At 42.0% G+C, this 20,051-nt stretch carries 19 protein-coding genes; 5 read left to right on the top strand and 14 right to left on the bottom strand.

Going from position 1 to position 20,051, the window contains the following annotated elements; translation table 11 throughout:
• Positions 1 to 27: 27 nt before the first annotated feature.
• From pyrF to sohB, 7 genes are all read right to left on the bottom strand, one after another.
• Positions 28 to 723, bottom strand: a complete 696-nt coding sequence (gene pyrF / locus FCV43_RS02295; protein ID WP_136993906.1) for an orotidine-5'-phosphate decarboxylase — start codon at positions 721 to 723, stop codon at positions 28 to 30.
• Positions 724 to 803: 80 nt separating this feature from the next.
• Positions 804 to 1,973, bottom strand: coding sequence for a lipopolysaccharide assembly protein LapB (gene lapB / locus FCV43_RS02300; protein ID WP_017053901.1), 1,170 nt, complete (start codon positions 1,971 to 1,973; stop codon positions 804 to 806).
• A 24-nt stretch (positions 1,974 to 1,997) separates the two neighbouring features.
• A complete protein-coding gene (locus FCV43_RS02305) occupies positions 1,998 to 2,273 on the bottom strand; it encodes a LapA family protein (RefSeq protein WP_136993907.1) in 276 nt (91 codons plus the stop codon).
• A gap of 140 nt (positions 2,274 to 2,413) precedes the next feature.
• Positions 2,414 to 2,698, bottom strand: a complete 285-nt coding sequence (ihfB, locus tag FCV43_RS02310; protein ID WP_017053903.1) for an integration host factor subunit beta — start codon at positions 2,696 to 2,698, stop codon at positions 2,414 to 2,416.
• Positions 2,699 to 2,816: 118 nt separating this feature from the next.
• Positions 2,817 to 4,487: a 30S ribosomal protein S1 gene (rpsA, locus tag FCV43_RS02315; RefSeq protein WP_017053904.1), complete on the bottom strand. Its 1,671-nt coding sequence runs from the start codon at positions 4,485 to 4,487 to the stop codon at positions 2,817 to 2,819.
• A gap of 108 nt (positions 4,488 to 4,595) precedes the next feature.
• The gene (cmk, locus tag FCV43_RS02320; RefSeq protein WP_113795927.1) at positions 4,596 to 5,276 is read right to left on the bottom strand and encodes a (d)CMP kinase; all 681 of its coding nucleotides are present in this window, start codon (positions 5,274 to 5,276) and stop codon (positions 4,596 to 4,598) included.
• Positions 5,277 to 5,540: 264 nt separating this feature from the next.
• On the bottom strand, positions 5,541 to 6,602 hold the full coding sequence (gene sohB, locus FCV43_RS02325) for a protease SohB (RefSeq protein ID WP_029203502.1): 1,062 nt from the start codon (positions 6,600 to 6,602) through the stop codon (positions 5,541 to 5,543).
• A 140-nt stretch (positions 6,603 to 6,742) separates the two neighbouring features.
• Between sohB and FCV43_RS02330 the strand changes: the two genes are divergently transcribed.
• Positions 6,743 to 7,483, top strand: coding sequence for a YciK family oxidoreductase (locus FCV43_RS02330; RefSeq protein ID WP_136993908.1), 741 nt, complete (start codon positions 6,743 to 6,745; stop codon positions 7,481 to 7,483).
• Positions 7,484 to 7,557: 74 nt separating this feature from the next.
• Here FCV43_RS02330 and FCV43_RS02335 read toward each other — a convergent pair whose 3' ends face one another.
• Together FCV43_RS02335 and mlc are read right to left on the bottom strand one after the other, a co-directional pair.
• Complete coding sequence (locus tag FCV43_RS02335) at positions 7,558 to 8,499, bottom strand: chemotaxis protein CheV (RefSeq protein WP_017053908.1); 942 nt, start codon at positions 8,497 to 8,499, stop codon at positions 7,558 to 7,560.
• Between the two features lie 140 nt (positions 8,500 to 8,639).
• Entirely contained in the window at positions 8,640 to 9,857 is a 1,218-nt protein-coding gene (gene mlc, locus FCV43_RS02340; protein ID WP_017053909.1) for a sugar metabolism global transcriptional regulator Mlc, read from the bottom strand.
• A gap of 306 nt (positions 9,858 to 10,163) precedes the next feature.
• Between mlc and pyk the strand changes: the two genes are divergently transcribed.
• Positions 10,164 to 11,609, top strand: coding sequence for a pyruvate kinase (pyk, locus tag FCV43_RS02345; RefSeq protein ID WP_113795925.1), 1,446 nt, complete (start codon positions 10,164 to 10,166; stop codon positions 11,607 to 11,609).
• 54 nt (positions 11,610 to 11,663) lie between these two features.
• Here the strand turns inward: pyk and FCV43_RS02350 are convergent, their stop codons facing one another.
• Entirely contained in the window at positions 11,664 to 12,842 is a 1,179-nt protein-coding gene (locus tag FCV43_RS02350; RefSeq protein ID WP_136993909.1) for a patatin-like phospholipase family protein, read from the bottom strand.
• 31 nt (positions 12,843 to 12,873) lie between these two features.
• Positions 12,874 to 12,963, bottom strand: a complete 90-nt coding sequence (locus tag FCV43_RS02355; RefSeq protein ID WP_017053912.1) for a YnhF family membrane protein — start codon at positions 12,961 to 12,963, stop codon at positions 12,874 to 12,876.
• A 126-nt stretch (positions 12,964 to 13,089) separates the two neighbouring features.
• Here FCV43_RS02355 and FCV43_RS02360 point away from each other — a divergent pair, with 126 nt between their 5' ends.
• From FCV43_RS02360 to FCV43_RS02370, 3 genes are all read left to right on the top strand, one after another.
• Positions 13,090 to 13,683, top strand: a complete 594-nt coding sequence (locus tag FCV43_RS02360; RefSeq protein ID WP_136993910.1) for an outer membrane protein — start codon at positions 13,090 to 13,092, stop codon at positions 13,681 to 13,683.
• A 501-nt stretch (positions 13,684 to 14,184) separates the two neighbouring features.
• The gene (locus tag FCV43_RS02365) at positions 14,185 to 15,642 is read left to right on the top strand and encodes a sodium-dependent transporter (protein WP_017053914.1); all 1,458 of its coding nucleotides are present in this window, start codon (positions 14,185 to 14,187) and stop codon (positions 15,640 to 15,642) included.
• A gap of 2 nt (positions 15,643 to 15,644) precedes the next feature.
• A complete protein-coding gene (locus FCV43_RS02370) occupies positions 15,645 to 15,740 on the top strand; it encodes a methionine/alanine import family NSS transporter small subunit (protein WP_017053915.1) in 96 nt (31 codons plus the stop codon).
• Between the two features lie 702 nt (positions 15,741 to 16,442).
• Here FCV43_RS02370 and ptsG read toward each other — a convergent pair.
• The 3 genes from ptsG to FCV43_RS02385 form a co-directional block, all read right to left on the bottom strand.
• Positions 16,443 to 17,876 (bottom strand): PTS glucose transporter subunit IIBC, encoded by a 1,434-nt coding sequence (ptsG, locus tag FCV43_RS02375; RefSeq protein WP_136993911.1) that lies wholly within the window; start codon positions 17,874 to 17,876, stop codon positions 16,443 to 16,445.
• A gap of 446 nt (positions 17,877 to 18,322) precedes the next feature.
• Positions 18,323 to 19,090: a TatD family hydrolase gene (locus tag FCV43_RS02380; protein WP_136993912.1), complete on the bottom strand. Its 768-nt coding sequence runs from the start codon at positions 19,088 to 19,090 to the stop codon at positions 18,323 to 18,325.
• A complete protein-coding gene (locus FCV43_RS02385; RefSeq protein ID WP_136993913.1) occupies positions 19,081 to 20,046 on the bottom strand; it encodes a DNA polymerase III subunit delta' in 966 nt (321 codons plus the stop codon). Before FCV43_RS02385 ends, FCV43_RS02380 begins: the two co-directional genes overlap by 10 nt.
• Between the last annotated feature and the right edge of the window lie 5 nt (positions 20,047 to 20,051).

A 20,051-nucleotide genomic window follows, 5' to 3' on the forward strand; every position in this document is an offset into this window, starting at 1 on the left:
ATATTACTTACCTTAATTCAAGGTGGGCTAAATTAAGCTAGCATTAATTTTCTGAAGAACTTCCGCAGGCTGTGCCGCCTGGGTGATTGGGCGTCCTATCACTAAATAATCCGATCCAGCTTGGATTGCATCATAAGGAGTCATGATTCTTTTCTGATCCCCAACATCAGCGCCTGCCGGGCGGATCCCGGGAGTCACCAATTTGAAGTTTGAGCCTAAATCACTCTTTAAGAGCGAAGCTTCTTGTGCTGAACAAACGACACCATCCAAACCTGAACGTTGAGTTAGACGAGCCAAGCGCATTACTTGCTCTTGAGGTGCAACATTTAAACCAATTCCAGCTAAGTCGCTCTGTTCCATACTGGTTAGAACGGTAACACCAATCAATAACGGGCGATCCTTCCCATATGGCTCAAGAATTTCGCGTGAAGCTGTCATCATACGCTCACCACCACTCGCATGAACATTCACCATCCATACCCCTAATTCTGCCGCAGCACGAACAGCTTTTGAACAAGTGTTTGGAATATCATGAAATTTTAAATCCAAGAATACCGAAAAACCACGTTTATGTAGCTCACGGACAAAATCAGGCCCAAAAAGAGTAAACATTTCTTTGCCAACTTTTAATCGACATGTCGTTGGATCAATTTTATCAATAAAACTCAGAGCATCAGTCTGTTTATCATAATCCAGTGCTACGATAACTTTTTGGTCGTTCATTTAATCTCCTAATAATTCTTGTCACTACTTTCTTAAACGTACAAAAATGCAGCCCGTAAGCTGCATTAAAAATAATATGTCTATTCACCATCCAAGCCACGAATTGGCTTGATCGTCCCCCATCCTTTACAAGAAGGACAGTGCCAATACATTGAATGAGTAGAGAAACCACATTTACGGCATCGGTAATGTGGCTTTATTTTAAGTTGTTCCCCAACCATAGATTGCAAGGTTGTCAGGCTGTCTTTCGCCCTTCCCTCTTCAGCTTCAGCAATATGATAATCTATAAGGCGGTAAAAGCCCTTCATCGTTGGGTTTTTAACTAACTGTCGAGTCAGTAGCTCTTGTGCTGTTCCAATACTTTCATGATTCGCGACCAATTGTGCCAACATTAATTCCGCTGAAACGCCCGCCTTCTTATCAATACAAGCCCTTAGGAACTCAACCAATCCCTCTTCTTGTCCTAAGTGATGATAACAATCTGCCAGGGTAGGAAGCACTTCACTGATAAAATCAATGTCTTGGTTCAGCACCATTTCCATATACTTAATGGTTTGCTGATAGTCCTCTGATTCCAAATATAATTTGCCAAGTGAAATACTTGCTCGTGCACATTTAGGATCCTCGACCAACGCTTTTTTAAAATGCTGAATAGCTTTGTTCGTTTGCCCCTCACCCTGTTCCTGCATGGCAAGTTCACATAAGAAGTGTGCGATCTGAGATTTGACTCTTTTTCTACCCATTTTGACCAAAGCTGTCGCATAATGAATGGCTTTGCTCCACTCTTTGGTTTGTTGATAGATAGTAACAAGCTGCTGTAATGCGCTCTCTTTATGCTCAGGCTCTTCCACCAATTGCTCAAAGATTTTCTCGGCCCGATCTAAAAAACCAGAAACCATATAATCTTTTGCTAGTTGTTGAAGTGCTAGATTTTTTTGTTCTAACGTTAGGCCTGTACGAGAAATAAGGTTTTGGTGGATACGAATAGCGCGATCGACCTCACCACGCGAGCGAAATAGATTCCCTAGCGCTAGGTGCGTATCGATCGTATCGTCATCGACTTGAAGTAATTCGATAAAGTGATCTACTGCTTTATCTGATTGATCAGAAAGCAGCAAATTTAATCCCGTGACATATTGACGAGAGATTTGATGAGATTGGGTTTGCTTATCTTGCTGAGCACTACGGTTTCCCATATACCACCCGTAGGCAGCTGCAATCGGCAATAATAAGAAAAGTAACTCAAGCATTAATGGTCGCCTTTACGCAATAACTCAAGCTTTCGTTTCAACGACTGGGCTTGATGTTTTGAGTTTATTAAGTTGCTTCCTTAGACGACGAATTTGAAGTTGAGATTTTAAATGAAGGCTACCGAAAACCAACCAACCTAACCCAAAACCACTGACAAATATAACACCAAGCAGTGTTGATAAGTTAAAGCTGCCTTGCGCGACTAAGTAGTTGAAAATAACGACTTCTTGGTTTTGTGCTCCGAGGGCAAGTGCAATTAGGAAAAGGGCTATAACTGCAATTATTTTTATAATTTTCATACGTCTCCATCCTAAGGAAATTTGGCTGATACGATTATGCAGGAAAACAGGTCTGCAAACCATGGATATTAGCAATATTCTAGTTATAAAAAAGCGGTATACACTTAAGTATACCGCTTTTTTATAATTAGAATGGAGGCTTAAAGACCTAGATTTACACGTTCACGTAACTCTTTGCCTGGTTTGAAGTGTGGGACATATTTGCCTTCCAGCTCAACCTTTTCTCCAGTTTTAGGATTACGTCCTAGGCGGGGTTCTCGATAGTGCAGTGAGAAACTACCAAAACCACGGATCTCGATTCGATCACCACTTTCCAGAGTTGATGCCATATGTTCAAGAATATCTTTTACAGCATCTTCAATCTCTTTTGCAGATAAGTGTGTTTGCTCTGCGCAGAGTCTCTCAATCAATTCAGACTTAGTCATAGTTTCCCTCATTTCTTTTATTACTTTGATTGCTATATAAATATAAGACATATAAGCAATAAATGCAGGCACATATCGAAAAAAAAGGAGCCTTACGGCTCCTTCTTAAGCGATTGGATTATTCGCCTTTAGCAGCTTTGAATGCATCAGCCATAGCGTTACCGAAACCACCATCTTCTGGTTTGTTCAGTGTAGCCATTGCTTCTTGCTCTTCAGCTTCGTCTTTCGCTTTGATAGATAGGTTGATTACGCGGTTCTTACGGTCTACACCAGTGAACTTAGTTTCAACGCTGTCACCAACGCTTAAGATTAGAGACGCATCTTCGATACGGTCACGAGATACTTCAGAAGCACGGATGTAACCTTCAACGCCTTCTAGAAGCTCAATTGTAGCTCCTTTAGCGTCTACTGCAGTTACAGTACCAGTTACTAGAGTACCTTTCTTCGTGTCTGCAACGTATGCATTGAACGGGTCATTTTCCATTTGCTTAACGCCAAGAGAAATACGCTCACGTTCTGCATCAACTGCAAGTACAACAGCAGAGATTTCATCGCCTTTCTTGTAGTCGCGTACTGCGTCTTCACCAGCAACATTCCAAGAAATGTCAGATAGGTGAACAAGACCGTCGATGCCGCCGTCAAGACCGATGAAGATACCAAAGTCAGTGATAGACTTGATCTTACCAGTAACTTGGTCGCCTTTAGCTTGAGCTTCAGCGAATGACTGCCATGGGTTAGCTTTACACTGTTTCAGACCTAGAGAGATACGACGACGTTCTTCGTCGATATCAAGAACCATAACCTCAACTTCGTCGCCAACATTAACAACTTTAGAAGGGTGGATGTTCTTGTTAGTCCAATCCATTTCAGAAACGTGTACTAGACCTTCAACGCCTTCTTCGATTTCAACGAAGCAACCGTAGTCAGTCAGGTTAGTAACACGGCCAGAAAGTTTGTGACCTTCTGGGTAACGCTTAGCGATTGCTACCCATGGATCTTCGCCTAGTTGCTTAAGACCTAGTGAAACACGAGTGCGCTCACGATCGAACTTAAGAACTTTAACTAGGATTTCGTCACCAACGTTTACGATCTCAGATGGGTGCTTAACACGCTTCCACGCCATATCAGTGATATGTAGAAGACCGTCAACACCGCCAAGGTCAACGAATGCACCGTAGTCAGTAAGGTTCTTAACGATACCTTTAACTTCAGTACCTTCTTGTAGAGTTTCAAGAAGTTCGTCACGCTCAACACTGTTTTCAGATTCGATAACAGCACGACGAGAAACAACAACGTTGTTACGCTTCTGGTCTAGCTTGATTACTTTGAACTCTAGTTCTTTGTTTTCTAGGTGAGCAGTGTCACGAATAGGACGTACGTCAACAAGAGAGCCAGGAAGGAAAGCACGGATACCGTTTAGTTCAACAGTGAAACCGCCTTTAACTTTACCGTTGATGATACCAACAACAGTTTCAGCTTCTTCGTAAGCCTTCTCAAGAACGATCCAAGCTTCGTGGCGCTTAGCTTTCTCACGAGAAAGTTGAGTTTCACCGAAACCATCTTCAACAGCGTCAAGCGCTACGTCTACTTCAGCACCAACTTCAACTTCAAGTTCGCCAGCAGCGTTCTTGAATTGTTCAGCAGGGATTGCAGATTCAGACTTAAGGCCAGCATCAACAAGAACGTAACCGTTCTCGATAGCTACTACAGTACCTTTAACGATACTACCTTGTTGGAATTCAGTTTCATTTAGAAACTCTTCAAAGAGTTGAGCAAAAGATTCAGTCATTATTTGATCTTCAATAATTAAACGTCCATGGGTATCCTACCGCATGGGGTTGATAAATTCGCCGGTCATCATCCTTGCGACCAACGTTCTTTACTCACCCAGTATAGATTACTGTGTGAGTTTAGATTCAATATATTTCAATGCTTTTTCTACAACTTCGTCAATAGACATAGATGTTGAATCTAGCACGAGTGCGTCTTCAGCAGGGCGCAATGGGGCAACCGCACGGTTACGATCTCGATCATCACGCTCTTGTATTTCGCACAAAAGGTCGTCAAAGTTAACATCTAAGCCCTTAAGTTGCAACTGTTTAAGGCGTCTTTGAGCTCGTTCTTCCGCACTTGCATCCAAGAAAATTTTCGCTTCAGCACCCGTAAATACTACCGTGCCCATATCACGACCATCAGCAACTAAACCTGGAGAGGTGCTAAATGCACGTTGACGACGCAGTAATGCTTCTCTAACTCTTGGTAATGCAGCAACTTTAGATGCAGCCATACCTGTTTCTTCTTTACGAAGCTCACCAGAAACGTCTTCACCTTCAAGGATAACTTTAACTAAATCACCTTCAGCAATAAATTGCACGTCAAGGTGGGTCGCAAGAGGAACTAATGCATCCTCAGACTCTGTATCAACGCCATGGTGAATTGCAGCAAGAGCAAGGACTCGGTATATCGCGCCCGAATCAAGTAAATGAAAGCCTAGTTTATCTGCTAGCAACATACAAAGTGTGCCTTTACCTGCACCACTTGGTCCATCAACGGTAATAACCGGTGTATTTGAGGACATGTTTTACTCCACGTCTATTGTAGAAATTTTAATTGTTAGCCTCGATATTCATCATGGCTTTTATAGGCGACGTATTATAGTTTGAATCTAAACAATGAGCGAGACTCAAACAGAAAAATTTCGATCTTATTTAATACTTCACGCCACCAGCCTTAAGAATCTTTATAGATTGAATACCATCGTGCCTACTCTCGCCCTCCGGCACATAAAAAACGCCCACTCCAAGAATCAGAGTGAGCGTTGTCTAGATAAACTTAAATTCGTCTATACGATTGGACGTTGTCCACGGCTGATCCATTTCATCAAAACATGGTCAGCAGCTTCACCAGCAACACCGGCTAGTTTGGCTGATAGTTTTTTCTTTTGCACATAATGGATAGCAAGTACTGTTTTATCTTTACATGCGCTAACCACTAGATCATCAGACGTACTAATTTCATCCACTAAGCCTAGAGCTTTTGCTTGTGTACCAAACCAGTGTTCGCCAGTCGCCACTTTTTCTAGATCAAGATCAGGGCGGTGGTCACGTATGAAATCTTTAAATAAGCCGTGAGTCTCTTCTAACTCTTCTTTGAATTTGTCTCGTGCTTTATCACTGTTTTCACCAAACATAGTCAATGTGCGTTTGTATTCGCCAGCAGTAAGCTGTTCAAATTCAATATCGTGCTTTTTAAGCAATTTATTGAAATTAGGTAGCTGTGCAATAACGCCAATCGAACCGACAATCGCAAAAGGGGCAGAAACAATCTTATCAGCGATACACGCCATCATGTACCCACCACTTGCCGCCACTTTATCAACAGAAATCGTCAATGGTAATTTTGCCGCTTTTAAACGATCGAGTTGTGAAGAAGCTAAGCCGTATCCATGCACCATTCCTCCACCAGACTCTAGTCTCAGTAGTACTTCATCACCATCCCGAGCCACAGCGAGAATTGCGGTCACTTCTTCACGTAAAGAGGTCACCTCTTTTGCATCTATGCTGCCATTGAAGTCCAATACAAACAGGTGAGGTTCGCGCTTAGTATCAAGTTGCCCATCTTTCACGGCTTTTTTAATATCTTTATCACGAGACTTTGCTTTCTCTTTTTCTACTTTCTTCTCTGCTTTGTCTCTAGCTTTGATAAATGCCTCATCATGTAAATGATGTTCTAGCTGCTCAACAGTATCTTTATGTTGATCAGTAAGATTAGTGATTTCTAGTTCACCTTTAGCGGTTCCTGATTTTCCACTCACTGATTTCGCAATGACTAGAATAGCAATTATCGCTATTACTACGGTCGCAATCTTGGCCAAAAACAGGCCATAGTCCAACAAAAATTCCAATGTCATATCCCCTAATGTGTGAATTAGTGTATTGTAACCATCTTGTCACGATTACCAAGAACTTATACCAAATCAATTGATATTCTGTTCGTTTATACGTCAGCAACTATTTGGTGCATTTACTAAAAAGGATGAGCATAGTGGAATATTCAGTCTCACAAGATGCCTTAAAAGATAAAGTCATACTCGTTACAGGTGCGGGAGCTGGAATTGGCCGTCAAGCCGCTTTAAGTTTTGCTGAACATGGTGCAACCGTAATTTTATTGGGTCGAAATGTTAAAAACCTTGAATTTATCTACGATGAGATAGAAAAGGCAGGCTACGCTCAACCGGCCATCATTCCGCTAGATTTGAAAGGCGCGACTAAACAAAATTATCTCGATATGGCCGACACCATTGAAAGCCAATTTGGACGTTTAGATGGGTTATTGCATAACGCAGGCGTACTAGGGACATTAAGTCCATTTGATCAAATCGAAGAAGATACTTTTGATGATGTTATGCAGATCAATGTCAAAGCTGAGTTTTTAATGACTCAAGCTCTACTTCCTGTATTGAAAAAAGCGGAAGCAGCACGCGTTCTTTTCACCTCTTCAACGGTTGGACACTCAGGGCGTACTTTTTGGGGTAGCTATGCGATTTCAAAATTTGCAACAGAGGGGATGATGCAGATCCTTGCTGATGAACTAAGTGCGACAACTATTCGTGTCAATGCGATTAACCCAGGAGCAACGCAAACTCGTATGCGTGCGAAAGCTTACCCTGGCGAAGATGCTAATCAGCTAAAAACACCACTGGACATTATGCCTCATTACTTGCGACTAATGGATCCGGCAGAGACATCGATTAACGGCCAGTGCATCGACGCTCAGCCTAAATAGTCCGTAGTCCGTCATTTTTATCTATCAAATATAATAAAGGGAGCAATGAATGCTCCCTTTATTATAGATAAAATTTACACACTCATCCGCAATCGTTCTTGCGCAACCTCTACTAACAAATCGGGTTGGAACTTAGAAATAAAGCGGTTACAGCCGACCTTTTCGACCATCGCATCATTGAAGCTACCACTTAATGATGTATTCAGCGCGATGTACAGGTCTTTCATGCGAGGATCGGTTCGTACCTCATGAGTTAATTTATAACCATCCATCTCAGGCATTTCGGCATCGGTAAACATCATTAACAACTCTTTAGTGACGTCTTTCCCTTCATCACACCATCGCTTCAGCAGTGTTAACGCTTCAAGGCCATCGCAGCATTCGATAATATTAAAACCAAGAGGAGCAAGTGTCCCCTTGATTTGGTTACGAGCGGTCGATGAATCATCCACGATAAGAACGTTTTGCCCAACCATTAATGGTGCTAATTCATCATCTAACACCCCATCAGATATCGAGACATCGTAATCAATGATTTCAGCTAATACCTTCTCAACATCAATAATTTCAACAATTTTCGTCTGTTCTTCTTCTGATATATGGGTAATCGCGGTGAGGTAATTAGAGCGGCCTGTTGTTTTCGGTGGAGGCTGAATTTCTGTCCAAGCCGTGTTGACAATATTGCGAACTTCACCGACTAAGAACCCCTGAACCGATCGATTGTATTCCGTAATGATCAAATTCTGCTCATGCGGTTTTCCGTGGATCGGTGGGAAACCAATCGCCCCCCTTAAATCGATAACAGGTACAGATTCACCTCGCAGTGATGCAACCCCGGTAATATTGTGGTGAGCGCCGGGCAGTTTGGTCAACGGAGGCACTTTTAGAACCTCTTTAACTTTAAATACATTGATAGCAAATAACTGCCTACTATTAAGACAAAATAGTAAAAGTTCTAAGCGATTCTCACCAACCAAATTTGTTCTTTGGTCAACTGAATTCAAAACTCCGGACATATAACTTCCCAGTAATTACTTATGTTACATCGTGTTTAGTTACCATAGCTTATTTAAGAATGCTTAGGCAAAGCCACGTAGCCAAAGTGCTACGTAGCTGACAAGTTCAACATTAACTTGATGACAATGTAAGCGAAGGGTTATCCCTCTACGACTTTCATTAATAATAAACCATCGTAAAGAGCCTGCTTAATTAATGCAGCACCTGGCATGGTTGCTTGCTTGTAAAAACGAGATTCGACTAACTCTAAATCTTGGTGGTAAACAGGCAAACTTTGTTCTTCAATACAGGTCTGTATTGCTGGGTATAGTACACTCTTTGCCTGATTTATCACTCCCCCTATCAATATTTTTTCGGGGTTGAACAAATTGATAACTATCGCAATGGCAGAACCAAGGTATTTTCCAAGTTTCTCAATAACATCAACCGCTAACGGGTCGCCATCCGCCGCTGCAGAACAGATGCATTCAATCGTCATTTGCTCACGCTGAGATAATATGGACTCTTCCCCATTCGCGATTCTGAATGCGACTTCTTCACGTATTGCTTTAGAACTCGCCACCGTTTCTAAACAGCCGCGATTTCCGCAATGGCAACGCTTACCATTAGGATCAATTTGAATATGCCCTAATTCACCAATGTTGCCATGTCTACCTTCAAGTACACGGCCGTCTAAAATGATCCCTGCGCCTAAACCGTGGTGAATAGAAATCAAAACTGAATTATCGTTCTCTTGAGAGTGACCAAACAGCTTTTCAGCCAACGCCCAAGCCCTTGTATCGTTAGCTACAAAAACGGGTAACCCTGTGGCTTTGTATATTTCAGGCCCTAACGCAAGGTTCTCCACGTTATAGTGTGGCATCTGCAACACTATCCCTTGCTCAGCGTTTACCAAACCAGGCAGAGTGATTGCGATACTCGTAACACGATCCAGTTGTTCTGAATAGGTTTGGAAGAATTCATCAATTTCATGCAACAGTCTTGCAAGTACGTCGTCTTGGTCAATCTCATGAATATCGATTTTGGTATCAATGAGGACATCACCACCTAACTCATGCAGTGCAATCGTCAGATAACCTCGTCCTAGACGCATCGATAAAAACTGCCAGCCTTCATTATTTGTTTGTAAGCCAACGGCAGGACGGCCTCTTGAAATCGCTTCTTGAACCGTTGTTTCATGGATCAGGTGAGCTTCAATCAACTCACGAGTGATCTTAGTTATACTCGCAGGTGCCAATGCGCTTTGCTTTGACAAATCGATACGAGAAATGGGACCTTTAAGGTCTATTAATTTATATACACGACCAGCATTGACCTGTTTGATATGATCAATATGGCCCGGTTGAGCCATGTACATTTTGTGCTCCAAAAATAACAACCTGCCAATTTTTTTACTTTGCGAAGTAATTGTGAAGTCATTTGGTATATTGTCGTGACAGCCATCACGGATATACATGAATCTTTGGGTTTTCAATCAAATATTGAACGGTTATTTACCCTACAAAACATGAACACCTCACTTTTTTTTCACTAAGAAAAAACCCAGTTCACACTTCTAAAGTCGCACTAAATGTAATCAATTAATTTTTAAATCATAATTATTTAAATTGCTTATACTTAACGATGTTGCTCAAACTCGTCGCGTTACCATTAGGAGAAAATAATGACTTCTAAACCAAGAAGAACAAAAATAGTCACCACTCTTGGCCCTTCTACCGATAAAGACAATAACCTCGAAGAAATCATCAAAGCAGGTGCCAACATGGTGAGAATGAACTTCTCTCACGGCACAGCTCAAGATCACATTGACCGAGCAAATAAAGTTCGTGCCATTGCTGCAAAACTCGGAACTCACATTGCTATTCTCGGCGATTTACAAGGTCCAAAAATTCGAGTTTCTACGTTTAAAGATGGAAAAATCGCCCTAGAGATCGGGGACAAATTCACACTAGATAGCGATTTAGGACTAGGCGAAGGCAACCAAAATGCCGTTGGCCTAGACTACAAAGAACTGCCCAATGATGTCGACACTGGCGATATACTGCTGCTGGATGATGGCCGAGTTCAACTAAAAGTAACAGCCGTTGAAGGCAATAAAGTGCATACCGTGGTTACGATTGGTGGACCTCTATCAAACAACAAAGGGATTAATAAAAAAGGAGGAGGCCTGTCAGCAGAAGCGTTAACGGAAAAAGATAAGCGAGATATCATTACCGCAGCTGAAATCAAAGTCGATTACCTCGCTATCTCATTTCCTCGTAATGGCGAAGATATGAATTATGCACGTCGATTGGCACGGGATGCCGGTTTAGAAGCTCACCTAGTCGCAAAAGTAGAACGTGCCGAAACCGTCGCAAGCCAAGAGAGCATTGATGACATCATTATGGCTTCAGATGTTGTTATGGTCGCAAGGGGGGATTTAGGGGTTGAAATTGGCGATCCGGAACTCGTAGGGGTACAAAAACAACTCATACAGCGAGCAAGAAGCTTAAATCGCACGGTAATTACGGCCACCCAAATGATGGAATCGATGATCAGCGCTCCTATGCCGACTCGTGCAGAAGTTATGGATGTGGCTAATGCGGTTTTAGATGGTACAGATGCCGTTATGCTTTCTGGTGAAACCGCGGCAGGGCTATATCCGGTAGAAACCGTGAAGTCTATGGCTGAAGTGTGCGTCGGTGCAGAAAAAATGGCCGTGGTTAAACGCTCAAATTACCGTATTGATAAAACCTTTGTGACCGCTGAAGAGACCATTTCAATGGCAACCATCTATGCCGCCAACCATATGGAAGGCATTAAAGCGATGGTCACGATGACTGAATCAGGGCGAACTGCGCTTATGATGTCACGACTCAGTTCCGGGTTACCTCTTTTTGCACTTTCACGAAATGAGGGCACCTTAAACCGTTGCGCTTTATATCGTGGTGTAACTCCGCTCTACTTTGATACCAATGTTGAGGCTGGATTTGATGTTGCGATGGCGGCATTACAATCACTCAAAGAGCAAAAGTTACTGAAATTTGGTGACTTAGTGATTATTACTCAAGGTGATATTATGGATGTCGCAGGTTCAACGAATTGCATGAGAATTTTACCTGTAATGTAAACTGAACTTCCCATCTATATTAAAGAGCCCAGAATAGACACTCAAAATCTGGGCTCATTTCTGAATAGATTCATTGAGATAAGTACCTTGCTGAATTGCAGTGTATTGTTCTACAAATCGATAACCCGCATCGACGCCCATTTGGTAGTCAAACAACAAATCTTCTGGCTTACTCATTAAAGAACTTGAGCGAAGTGATTCCGCTGGAGCAATTTGAATAACAAAAGCGTCATCAGGAGGCGCATTTAAAAAATCTTGTGTTAAAGAGTAAGTTTGATAATGAACCATTAGCATATCAGCCAAACCAGAATCAAATTTATCGCCGACCAAATGACTTAAGCGATATATATCATCAGCGCCAAATAGCCACCGACCACCATTCAATAAATCCAAATGACGGTGATCTCTCTTTTGTGCCTTAGAGCGCGATATCTGCTGTTGGAAAAAACTTCCCCAATCAGACCGCCATTGATCCATTCTTGACTGCCACTGCTCTTGGATAGTGTCAAAAGAGTCACGAAACCACTCTATTTCAGTCGAAGAGACACTCTTACTCTGCTCTTCATCATCGATAGCCTTACGAGCGGCATCGACAGCCTCAGTCCGTATAACCACCAGATTACGAGCCTCTTTTCTCCACGCCTCTTGAACAGGAATTGAAGCTGATACCCCACCGTCGATATAGTGTTTGCTATCAATAATGATCTCTTTGGTGTAAAGCCTAGGGATTGCGCATGTGGCGATCATCACTTGATACCAATTGTCCGTCAGTAGAGGTAAGTAAGCATCTGACAAATTTTTTTCGTCGGTCACAGCAGCGTAAGCTTTTCTCTGAGCGAGCACTCTTCGCCCCATATCGACATCCAATTTATACGGATACTCAGAGATGCGATCAAGCGCCCATTCCATATCCATTGGCTGCTTGCTTCGTATATAACTAAAGAGATTAAAGAAATTGGGGTCGGTGGTTAAATCCATAATGAAGGATTTTCCGAGGCCGTGTTGACGACACAGATAAGCACAAAGATTGAGAGCACCAGCCGATGTGCCATAAAATTCGTCAAATTCATCGAAATTAGAGAGAAGAAGCGCATCAATAACGCCAGAGGTGAAAATGCCTCGTTGCCCACCACCTTGGGCAACGAGCGTTGTTTTACCCGATATGTATTTCGAGAGTTGAACAGCGTCAATTCGCGAATCTACATTAGTTATGATTCCACTATTTTTTTTCATTCGTACCTTTCTATTTCACCCATCAACGGCCTCAACTCAATATTGCAACCATTCCAAAGGCGATTAAAATTGAATAGATAGCAGCCGTAATAAATAGAGCACTTTTTAGATCTTGTTCCATAACCTTCTCCTTATATTATAAGAAAGTAATAACAGCTGTGTGAAGTATGTTCAAGAAATCAACAAATTATGCGTAAACTTATGCCATTGCTATCACAATAAAGCCTCATCGAATAAGGATTGTATTATGACGAGATTTCACATCACCTCTTTGCTTTATTTACTCATGGTCGCACCTTTTACTTCATCTGCCGCAGAGCTTTTCATTACTCCTATGGTTGGCTATACCCTTGGTGGTGGTGTTGAAGATGAGTCAGACAATAATTATGATCTTTCGGGGGCGGTAAACTACAGTGTTGCCCTAGAGACACCGCTGGATCAGGGGCGAATCGGGCTCTTTTACTCAAATCAATCATCCGAACTTGATGACATAAAGTTGACATCTTCTGTCCAGTACCTCCACTTTCAAAGCAGTATTTATTACCCTGCAACCAACAATATTTCAGGCTATCTCGGCCTCGGCATTGGCGGATCTTATGTTGATGTCGATTGGGTCAAAGATAAATATGGTTTTTCCGCAAGCCTATTTGGAGGCGTCGAATATCAACTCAGCAGCAATGTAGCTCTGACCAGTCAAGTCCGCTGGCTAGGGACCGTTGTGGATAATGAAACTTCAGGACAATGCACTCTTCCGACCACTGGGAACTCTTGTACTATTCGCTTTAAAACCGATTGGATGAATCAATTCCAGACTAATGTGGGGCTCAGAATCTCTTTTTAGCTTAAAAATGATCAGTTCAAGAATTTGGTATTTATAGGGTCGTAATCGGTGGTATTAACTGAGAGGTGTACAAATTTCAGTCATACGCTCTATTTAATTTTTAAGTCTTTTATCCTACTCTCTCAATAAATACCCGAACAATCACACTGAACCAAGGCATTCACCACTGCTCATTCACTAAAAAACAAGTGAATTAACAATATATCAACCAACAGACCCTCATTAAATAACATCTACATTCTATTGCCTTAACCAAATTTAATCGGTAGTCTCAATGACATGCGTAGCTGATAGTTTCAGTTTTCGCAAACACACATCGTATAATTAAGAACAATATTCTGAGTTCTCTCTAAGCAAACAACATATATAACTACATTTTTGCTAAATCATGGAAGATAGAGCAATCATTCAATAGATTTCCTCTATTGGACTTTCTTCCACTATCTAGCACCAAGCTAAGAGAGAAGCTTCATACCTCAGGGAGTTGAAAAGGAGTAATTTATGAAGCGAGAACAGTGGGGATCCCGTGCAGGATTTATCCTAGCAGCAGTCGGATCTGCGATCGGTCTTGGAAACATTTGGCGTTTTCCTTACATGGCCTATGAGAATGGTGGTGGTGCCTTTTTTATCCCTTACCTTTTTGCCATGCTCACCGCAGGTATCCCTTTCATGATCCTAGAGTTTAGTATGGGTCAGAAGTACCGTGGTTCAGCACCAACCACCTTAGCAAAAATCAATTCAAAGTTTGAATGGCTTGGTTGGTTCCAAGTTGGCGTAGCTGCCGTTATTGCGGTTTATTATGTGGCGGTTATTGGTTGGGCTATCTCTTACTTTGGTATGTCGTTTACTCAAAGTTGGGGAGCGGACACGAACGCTTTCTTCTTCAGTGAATACCTTGCTCTTGGTGATAACACTCCAACAAGCTTAGGTAGCATTCAATGGAGTATCGCGGCTTCGATGCTTATAGCCTGGGCAATCACTTACGCTGCCATTGTTGGTGGTGTAAAAGCTGGTATTGAACGCGCTGCAAAAATTATGATGCCAATTTTGTTCATCATGGTTGTTTTGTTAATTGCACGCATGATTTTCTTACCTGGTGCTCTAAACGGTGTGAACTACCTGTTTGAACCCGATTTCAGCAAAATTTGGGATGTTAAAGTTTGGGCTGCTGCTTATGGTCAAATCTTCTTCACCCTAAGTATTGGTTTTGCCATTATGCTTGCTTACTCTAGCTACCTGCCAGAGAAATCAGACATCACAAACAACGCGTTCATGACGGTGTTGATTAACTGTGGCTTCTCTATCCTTGCTGGTATCATGATTTTCTCTGTACTAGGTTATATGGCTCAAGAACAGGGCAAACCACTAACAGAAGTGGTAAGCGCGGGCGTAGGGCTTGCATTTGTAACGCTTCCGGCTGCAATTAACTTGTTGCCTGCTCCTTACATTCTGGGGCCGCTATTCTTCTTTGCTTTGGTTGTGGCTGGTCTTAGTTCACATATCTCAATCATGGAAGCGGTCACCTCAGCGGTAATTGATAAGCTGAACTGGAGCCGTAAGAAAGCGGCCAATATTGTCATTGGTTCTGGATTTGTTATTTCAATGGCATTTGCAACCAACGGTGGCCTACTGCTTCTTGATTTAGTAGACCATTTTGCAAACAACGTTGGTATCGTAGTGAGTTGCCTAGTTGAAATCGTACTCATGACTTGGTTATTGAAAATTGCAGATGTACGCGAATACGTAAATAAAATCTCTGACTTCACAATCGGTACTTGGTTTGATGTGTGTCTACGCTTCATCACTCCTGTTATTTTAGCCATTATCGTTGCTACTAAACTGCAAGCATTACTGACAGATGGTTACGCAGGCTACGACTTAACACTTGGTTGGGTAATGATTGGTCTATTGCTCGCTGTCGGCGTGGTAATTAACGTAACTAGCCGCAAGGAGGCTTAATTATGACTACTAGTGCAATTATTATGATGGTTCTTGGTCTTGGCATTACTTGGGGTGGCGCTGCTATCTGCATCAAGAAAGCGATGGACAAGAAGTAACTTAACATTCATTTCTGAATGACAAAATGCCGATAGTTTTCTATCGGCATTTTTACATCTGAACATTAATCGTGATAAGTCTTTCAATAGAGCAAGTCCAACACGACTAGACCTACCTCTCTATACTCAGCCTACCCCACAGAACTCACAATTATGACCAATAATGATTGGATGACATCTTAAGACCCCAACTCCACCATAAATTACACTCCAACCGATACCAATACCATGACGTGCCTTTAACAATAACATCATCATAAGTCCTTCTAATACATCGAATGCAACGACTAGAACCGTGCACGAATAACTAAGGTCCATTGACCTTTCGATCTGGTTTTATGCAGTTTGTGGGGGCTCTATATAAGACAGAGGCTTTGAAATATCGTTACCCTGCCAGATAAACCACACACGCTGCCCGAAAGGTTCGGTGAAAGGTCAGCAGACCCTAATGTATGGACTCATGGCTGAAGAGAAGCGCATAGAACCAGTAAAGTAGACAAGTGCATTAAGAGTTTCATTTATGTCGCAGGAAGGAGGTCACACAAGTACACATCGATGGTGAAGCCAAAGTCGGTAGCAATGCACAAAGAAGTGAAGACTTTTTAATTAGGAGTAACGTTTAAAAACGAGCGACAGCCCCACTTTTTTCAAGATCAAAAAAAGGAGACCGTAGCCTCCTTTTTATTTCATTCAGATTAATGATTACGCGTTGTTGCGAATCCATTCATCCATTTCAGTCTTAAGGTTGTCTGATTTAGTACCGAAGATAGCTTGAACACCACCAGATACAACAACAACACCAGCAGCACCAAGCTGTTTCAGTTTGTCTTGGTTAACTGCATCTGTTTCAGCAACAGAAACACGTAGACGAGTGATACAAGCATCTAGGTTAGTGATGTTTGCTTTACCGCCAAATGCTGCAACTAATTCACCCGCTAATTCAGAACCAGTAGCTGCAGAAGCAGTGTCTTCACTTTCGTCTTCACGGCCAGGAGTTTTAAGGTCCATAGCTTTGATTACTGCACGGAATACTACGTAGTAGATTACAGCGTATACAAGACCAAGACCAACTAGAAGTAACATGTTCTCAGCACGAGGAGATTGAACAATAAAGTCAATGAAACCGTTAGAGAATGTGTGACCGTGTACAACACCTAAAGAGTTAGTTAGTACGTAAGCTAGACCAGAAAGTACCGCGTGAATTCCGTATAGTACTGGAGCAATGAATAGGAAAGAGAATTCAATTGGTTCAGTAATACCTGTTAGGAAAGAAGTTAGAGCGGCAGAAGCCATGATGCCCATTACTTTGGCACGGTTTTCAGGTTTAGCTGAATGCGCGATAGCGATAGCAGCAGCAGGAAGACCGAACATTTTGAATAGGTAACCACCCGCTAGTTGACCGAAACCGTTACCAGCAGCGCGAGATGCGTCATCTGCAGTAAGGAAACAAGTCATGATACCGTTTACAGTTTCGCCAGCGTTATTTGTACATTGACCCGCTTCGTAGAAGAAAGGTACGTTCCAAATGTGGTGAAGACCGAATGGGATCAGAGAACGCTCAACAATACCGTAGATACCAAATGCAGTAACTGGGTTCTGGTTAGCTGCCCAATCAGAGAATGCTGCGATTGCAGAACCCACTGGTGGCCAAATAACAGAAAGGATTAGACCAAGAGCAATAGAGATAAAACCAGTTACGATTGGCACTGCACGCTTACCAGCGAAGAAGCCAAGGTATTCAGGAAGCTGAATCTTGAAGAAGCGGTTAAATGCCCAACCAGCTACACCACCCGCTAAGATACCACCTAGAACACCAGTATCGATTTTATCTACGCCAACTACAGTAGCCATTACTGCTAGTGTCGCTGTCATGATACCGTAACCAACGATAGCAGAAAGACCTGCAACACCGTCGTTATTTGTAAAGCCAAGTGCAACACCTACTGCGAATAGCAGCGGCATTTGGCCAAAGACTGAACCACCAGCTTGTTCCATTAAGTGAGAAACCACTTCTGGAAGGAAACTAAAGTTTGCAGCACCAACACCAAGTAAAATACCTGCAACCGGAAGAACTGATACTGGTAGCATCAGAGCCTTACCGACTTTTTGCAGGTTGGCAAAAAGATTCTTAAACATTTTTATGCTCCTGATAAAATTTATAAGTTTTTTATGGGTCCTAACGGCACACCCCCGCAGCCTAAATGTTAGCACCCATTGAAAATGTAACCATGTGTTCCGTTATATTTTTCGCCTCTAAATATATATTGTTGCACCCCTATATATCTAGTTACTTACGAAATTTAGTTTCAAAACCCATTATAGATCACAGTGCAAAACCCACTCTGCAATGCTTTACAGGTAACTTAAATCATTGTTATTAATCAACTTTACAATCAACAAGGTTTATTTTACTGCGTAAATAAAATATTGGCAGTTGTTATTTTATGTAACAAATTTACATTTTGACTTATTTGACATCTCGGCTTCAACAAAATCCGTAAACATTAGCAAACACAGCATAGAATAAGATAAAAACAATAAAAAAGGAGCTTTCGCTCCTTTTTACAGCCCAATTTGATTTTTCATCGCAAAAAAAGATCGTGGTAGTTTTTGGTGGTTTTTTCAGCAACTGAGGATAACGACGCCCCTTTTAACTGTGCAATATAGGATGCAACTTCCACAACATACGCTGGTTGATTCTCTTTTCCACGATGCGGAACTGGAGCTAAGTAGGGAGAATCCGTTTCAATAAGCAGCCTTTCTAACGACAATGCCGCCACCACTTCTTTCAACTCTTTGGCTTGTCTGAACGTCACTATTCCCGAAATTGATATATAGAAGCCAAGCTCCATAGCAGATTCAGCAAACTTTAAATCTTCAGTAAAGCAGTGGATCACACCACCACATTTATCTGCGCCGCCATTTTTCAAAATCGATAAAGTATCTTCACGCGCATTGCGAGTATGAATAATAAGTGGCTTGTTCACCTCAACGGCTAATTCAACCTGCTGCTCAAATCGTAATTTCTGCAACTCCGCAGTCTCTGGTTGATAATGATAATCTAGACCAGTTTCACCAATCGCAACCACTTTGGGATGTTTGGCGTATTCATATAACTTGTCGAGTGAGAAGTCACTTTTGACATCGAGTGGATGAACACCACAAGAGGCATGAACTTGCTCATATGGGGCAATCATCTCAAGCATTTTAGGAAAAGAGTCTAAAGTTACCCCTACCGATAGCAGTGACTCCACTTTAGCTTGCTTAGCTTTGTTAATTACGTCTTCAATTCCATTGTGTAAATCAGTGTAATCAAGCTTATCTAGGTGGCAGTGTGAATCTACGAACATGATGCCTCTTGCAATTTCAGTAACCAATTAATAACCATCAACTCTGTGTTTAAACCCGTATGGTTTGAAAGCTGATCCATTAAATCTTTTAATAAGTGTGACAACTGGTAGCTTGCTTCATAAGTTAATAATTTGGCTAATGCATCGCTCCCAGGAAGCAAATCACGACTATTTATACCAAAGTGAGCTTTTTGAGTATCACTGAGCAAATACCAGATCCAGCTCAACTTCGTCAACGTGTCACTTTCCAGTGCTGACCACAACTCATAAACATCCGTAGATTTTCCGTCGATAAAAGTAATAAACGCGGACTCAACACCACGATAGCTTTCAACGCCATTCTCATTGACAAATTCTAGAGTTTTAAGAGGAGCATGATGATTCAAACTTGCTACATAGCTTGGAATTTCATTGCTAGTTTGTTGGCCAACCCAATCCGTCAGGTCTGCAGATGAAGGTAAAACAATTTGCATTTGCTGGCAGCGACTAATGATGGTGGGTAAAAGCTTATGAGCGTTCTCTGTCACCAACAAAAAAACGCAATTATCTGCTGGCTCTTCTAGTGTTTTAAGTAGAGCATTAGACGCCGATTCGTTCATGGCTTCCGCTGGCGTCACGATGATCAATCGAGTTCCATTTAACTGTGATGACTGCTGAGCAATATGATTACATTGTCGGATCTGATCAACCGTGATTGATTTACCTTCCTTCTCTGGTTTTATCCAGTGTAGATCCGGATGGCTACCCGACTTTATCAGTTCGCAACTATGACAAAATCCGCACGCCTCACTAGCATAATTAGAGCACATCAGCGCTGCGCTAAAGTGCTCTAATAACTGTAAGATCCCCACGCCGTTACTCGCAGAAATCAGCATTGAACCAGATAAACGCTGGTTGTCTAACTTATCTTTTAACTGTTCCCATGTTGGTTGCAACCATGGATAGAGTGTACTCATAAGTG

It is taken from the genome of Vibrio genomosp. F6 (genome assembly GCF_005146325.1).
Classification (GTDB): Bacteria; Pseudomonadota; Gammaproteobacteria; order Enterobacterales; family Vibrionaceae; genus Vibrio; species Vibrio cortegadensis.

Excerpts from the sequence above, each read along its gene's own strand:
- mlc (WP_017053909.1), bottom strand. The coding sequence starts at position 9,857 with ATGTACATGGCTCAACCGGGCCATATTGATCATATCAAACAGGTCAAT.
- FCV43_RS02385 (WP_136993913.1), bottom strand. The coding sequence starts at position 20,046 with ATGAGTACACTCTATCCATGGTTGCAACCAACATGGGAACAGTTAAAA.
- FCV43_RS02380 (WP_136993912.1), bottom strand. The coding sequence starts at position 19,090 with ATGTTCGTAGATTCACACTGCCACCTAGATAAGCTTGATTACACTGAT.
- FCV43_RS02365 (WP_017053914.1), top strand. The coding sequence starts at position 14,185 with ATGAAGCGAGAACAGTGGGGATCCCGTGCAGGATTTATCCTAGCAGCA.
- lapB (WP_017053901.1), bottom strand. The coding sequence starts at position 1,973 with ATGCTTGAGTTACTTTTCTTATTATTGCCGATTGCAGCTGCCTACGGG.
- FCV43_RS02350 (WP_136993909.1), bottom strand. The coding sequence starts at position 12,842 with ATGAAAAAAAATAGTGGAATCATAACTAATGTAGATTCGCGAATTGAC.
- ptsG (WP_136993911.1), bottom strand. The coding sequence starts at position 17,876 with ATGTTTAAGAATCTTTTTGCCAACCTGCAAAAAGTCGGTAAGGCTCTG.
- FCV43_RS02355 (WP_017053912.1), bottom strand. The coding sequence starts at position 12,963 with ATGGAACAAGATCTAAAAAGTGCTCTATTTATTACGGCTGCTATCTAT.
- cmk (WP_113795927.1), bottom strand. The coding sequence starts at position 5,276 with ATGTCCTCAAATACACCGGTTATTACCGTTGATGGACCAAGTGGTGCA.
- FCV43_RS02370 (WP_017053915.1), top strand. The coding sequence starts at position 15,645 with ATGACTACTAGTGCAATTATTATGATGGTTCTTGGTCTTGGCATTACT.
- FCV43_RS02335 (WP_017053908.1), bottom strand. The coding sequence starts at position 8,499 with ATGTCCGGAGTTTTGAATTCAGTTGACCAAAGAACAAATTTGGTTGGT.
- ihfB (WP_017053903.1), bottom strand. The coding sequence starts at position 2,698 with ATGACTAAGTCTGAATTGATTGAGAGACTCTGCGCAGAGCAAACACAC.
- rpsA (WP_017053904.1), bottom strand. The coding sequence starts at position 4,487 with ATGACTGAATCTTTTGCTCAACTCTTTGAAGAGTTTCTAAATGAAACT.
- pyk (WP_113795925.1), top strand. The coding sequence starts at position 10,164 with ATGACTTCTAAACCAAGAAGAACAAAAATAGTCACCACTCTTGGCCCT.
- pyrF (WP_136993906.1), bottom strand. The coding sequence starts at position 723 with ATGAACGACCAAAAAGTTATCGTAGCACTGGATTATGATAAACAGACT.
- FCV43_RS02305 (WP_136993907.1), bottom strand. The coding sequence starts at position 2,273 with ATGAAAATTATAAAAATAATTGCAGTTATAGCCCTTTTCCTAATTGCA.
- FCV43_RS02360 (WP_136993910.1), top strand. The coding sequence starts at position 13,090 with ATGACGAGATTTCACATCACCTCTTTGCTTTATTTACTCATGGTCGCA.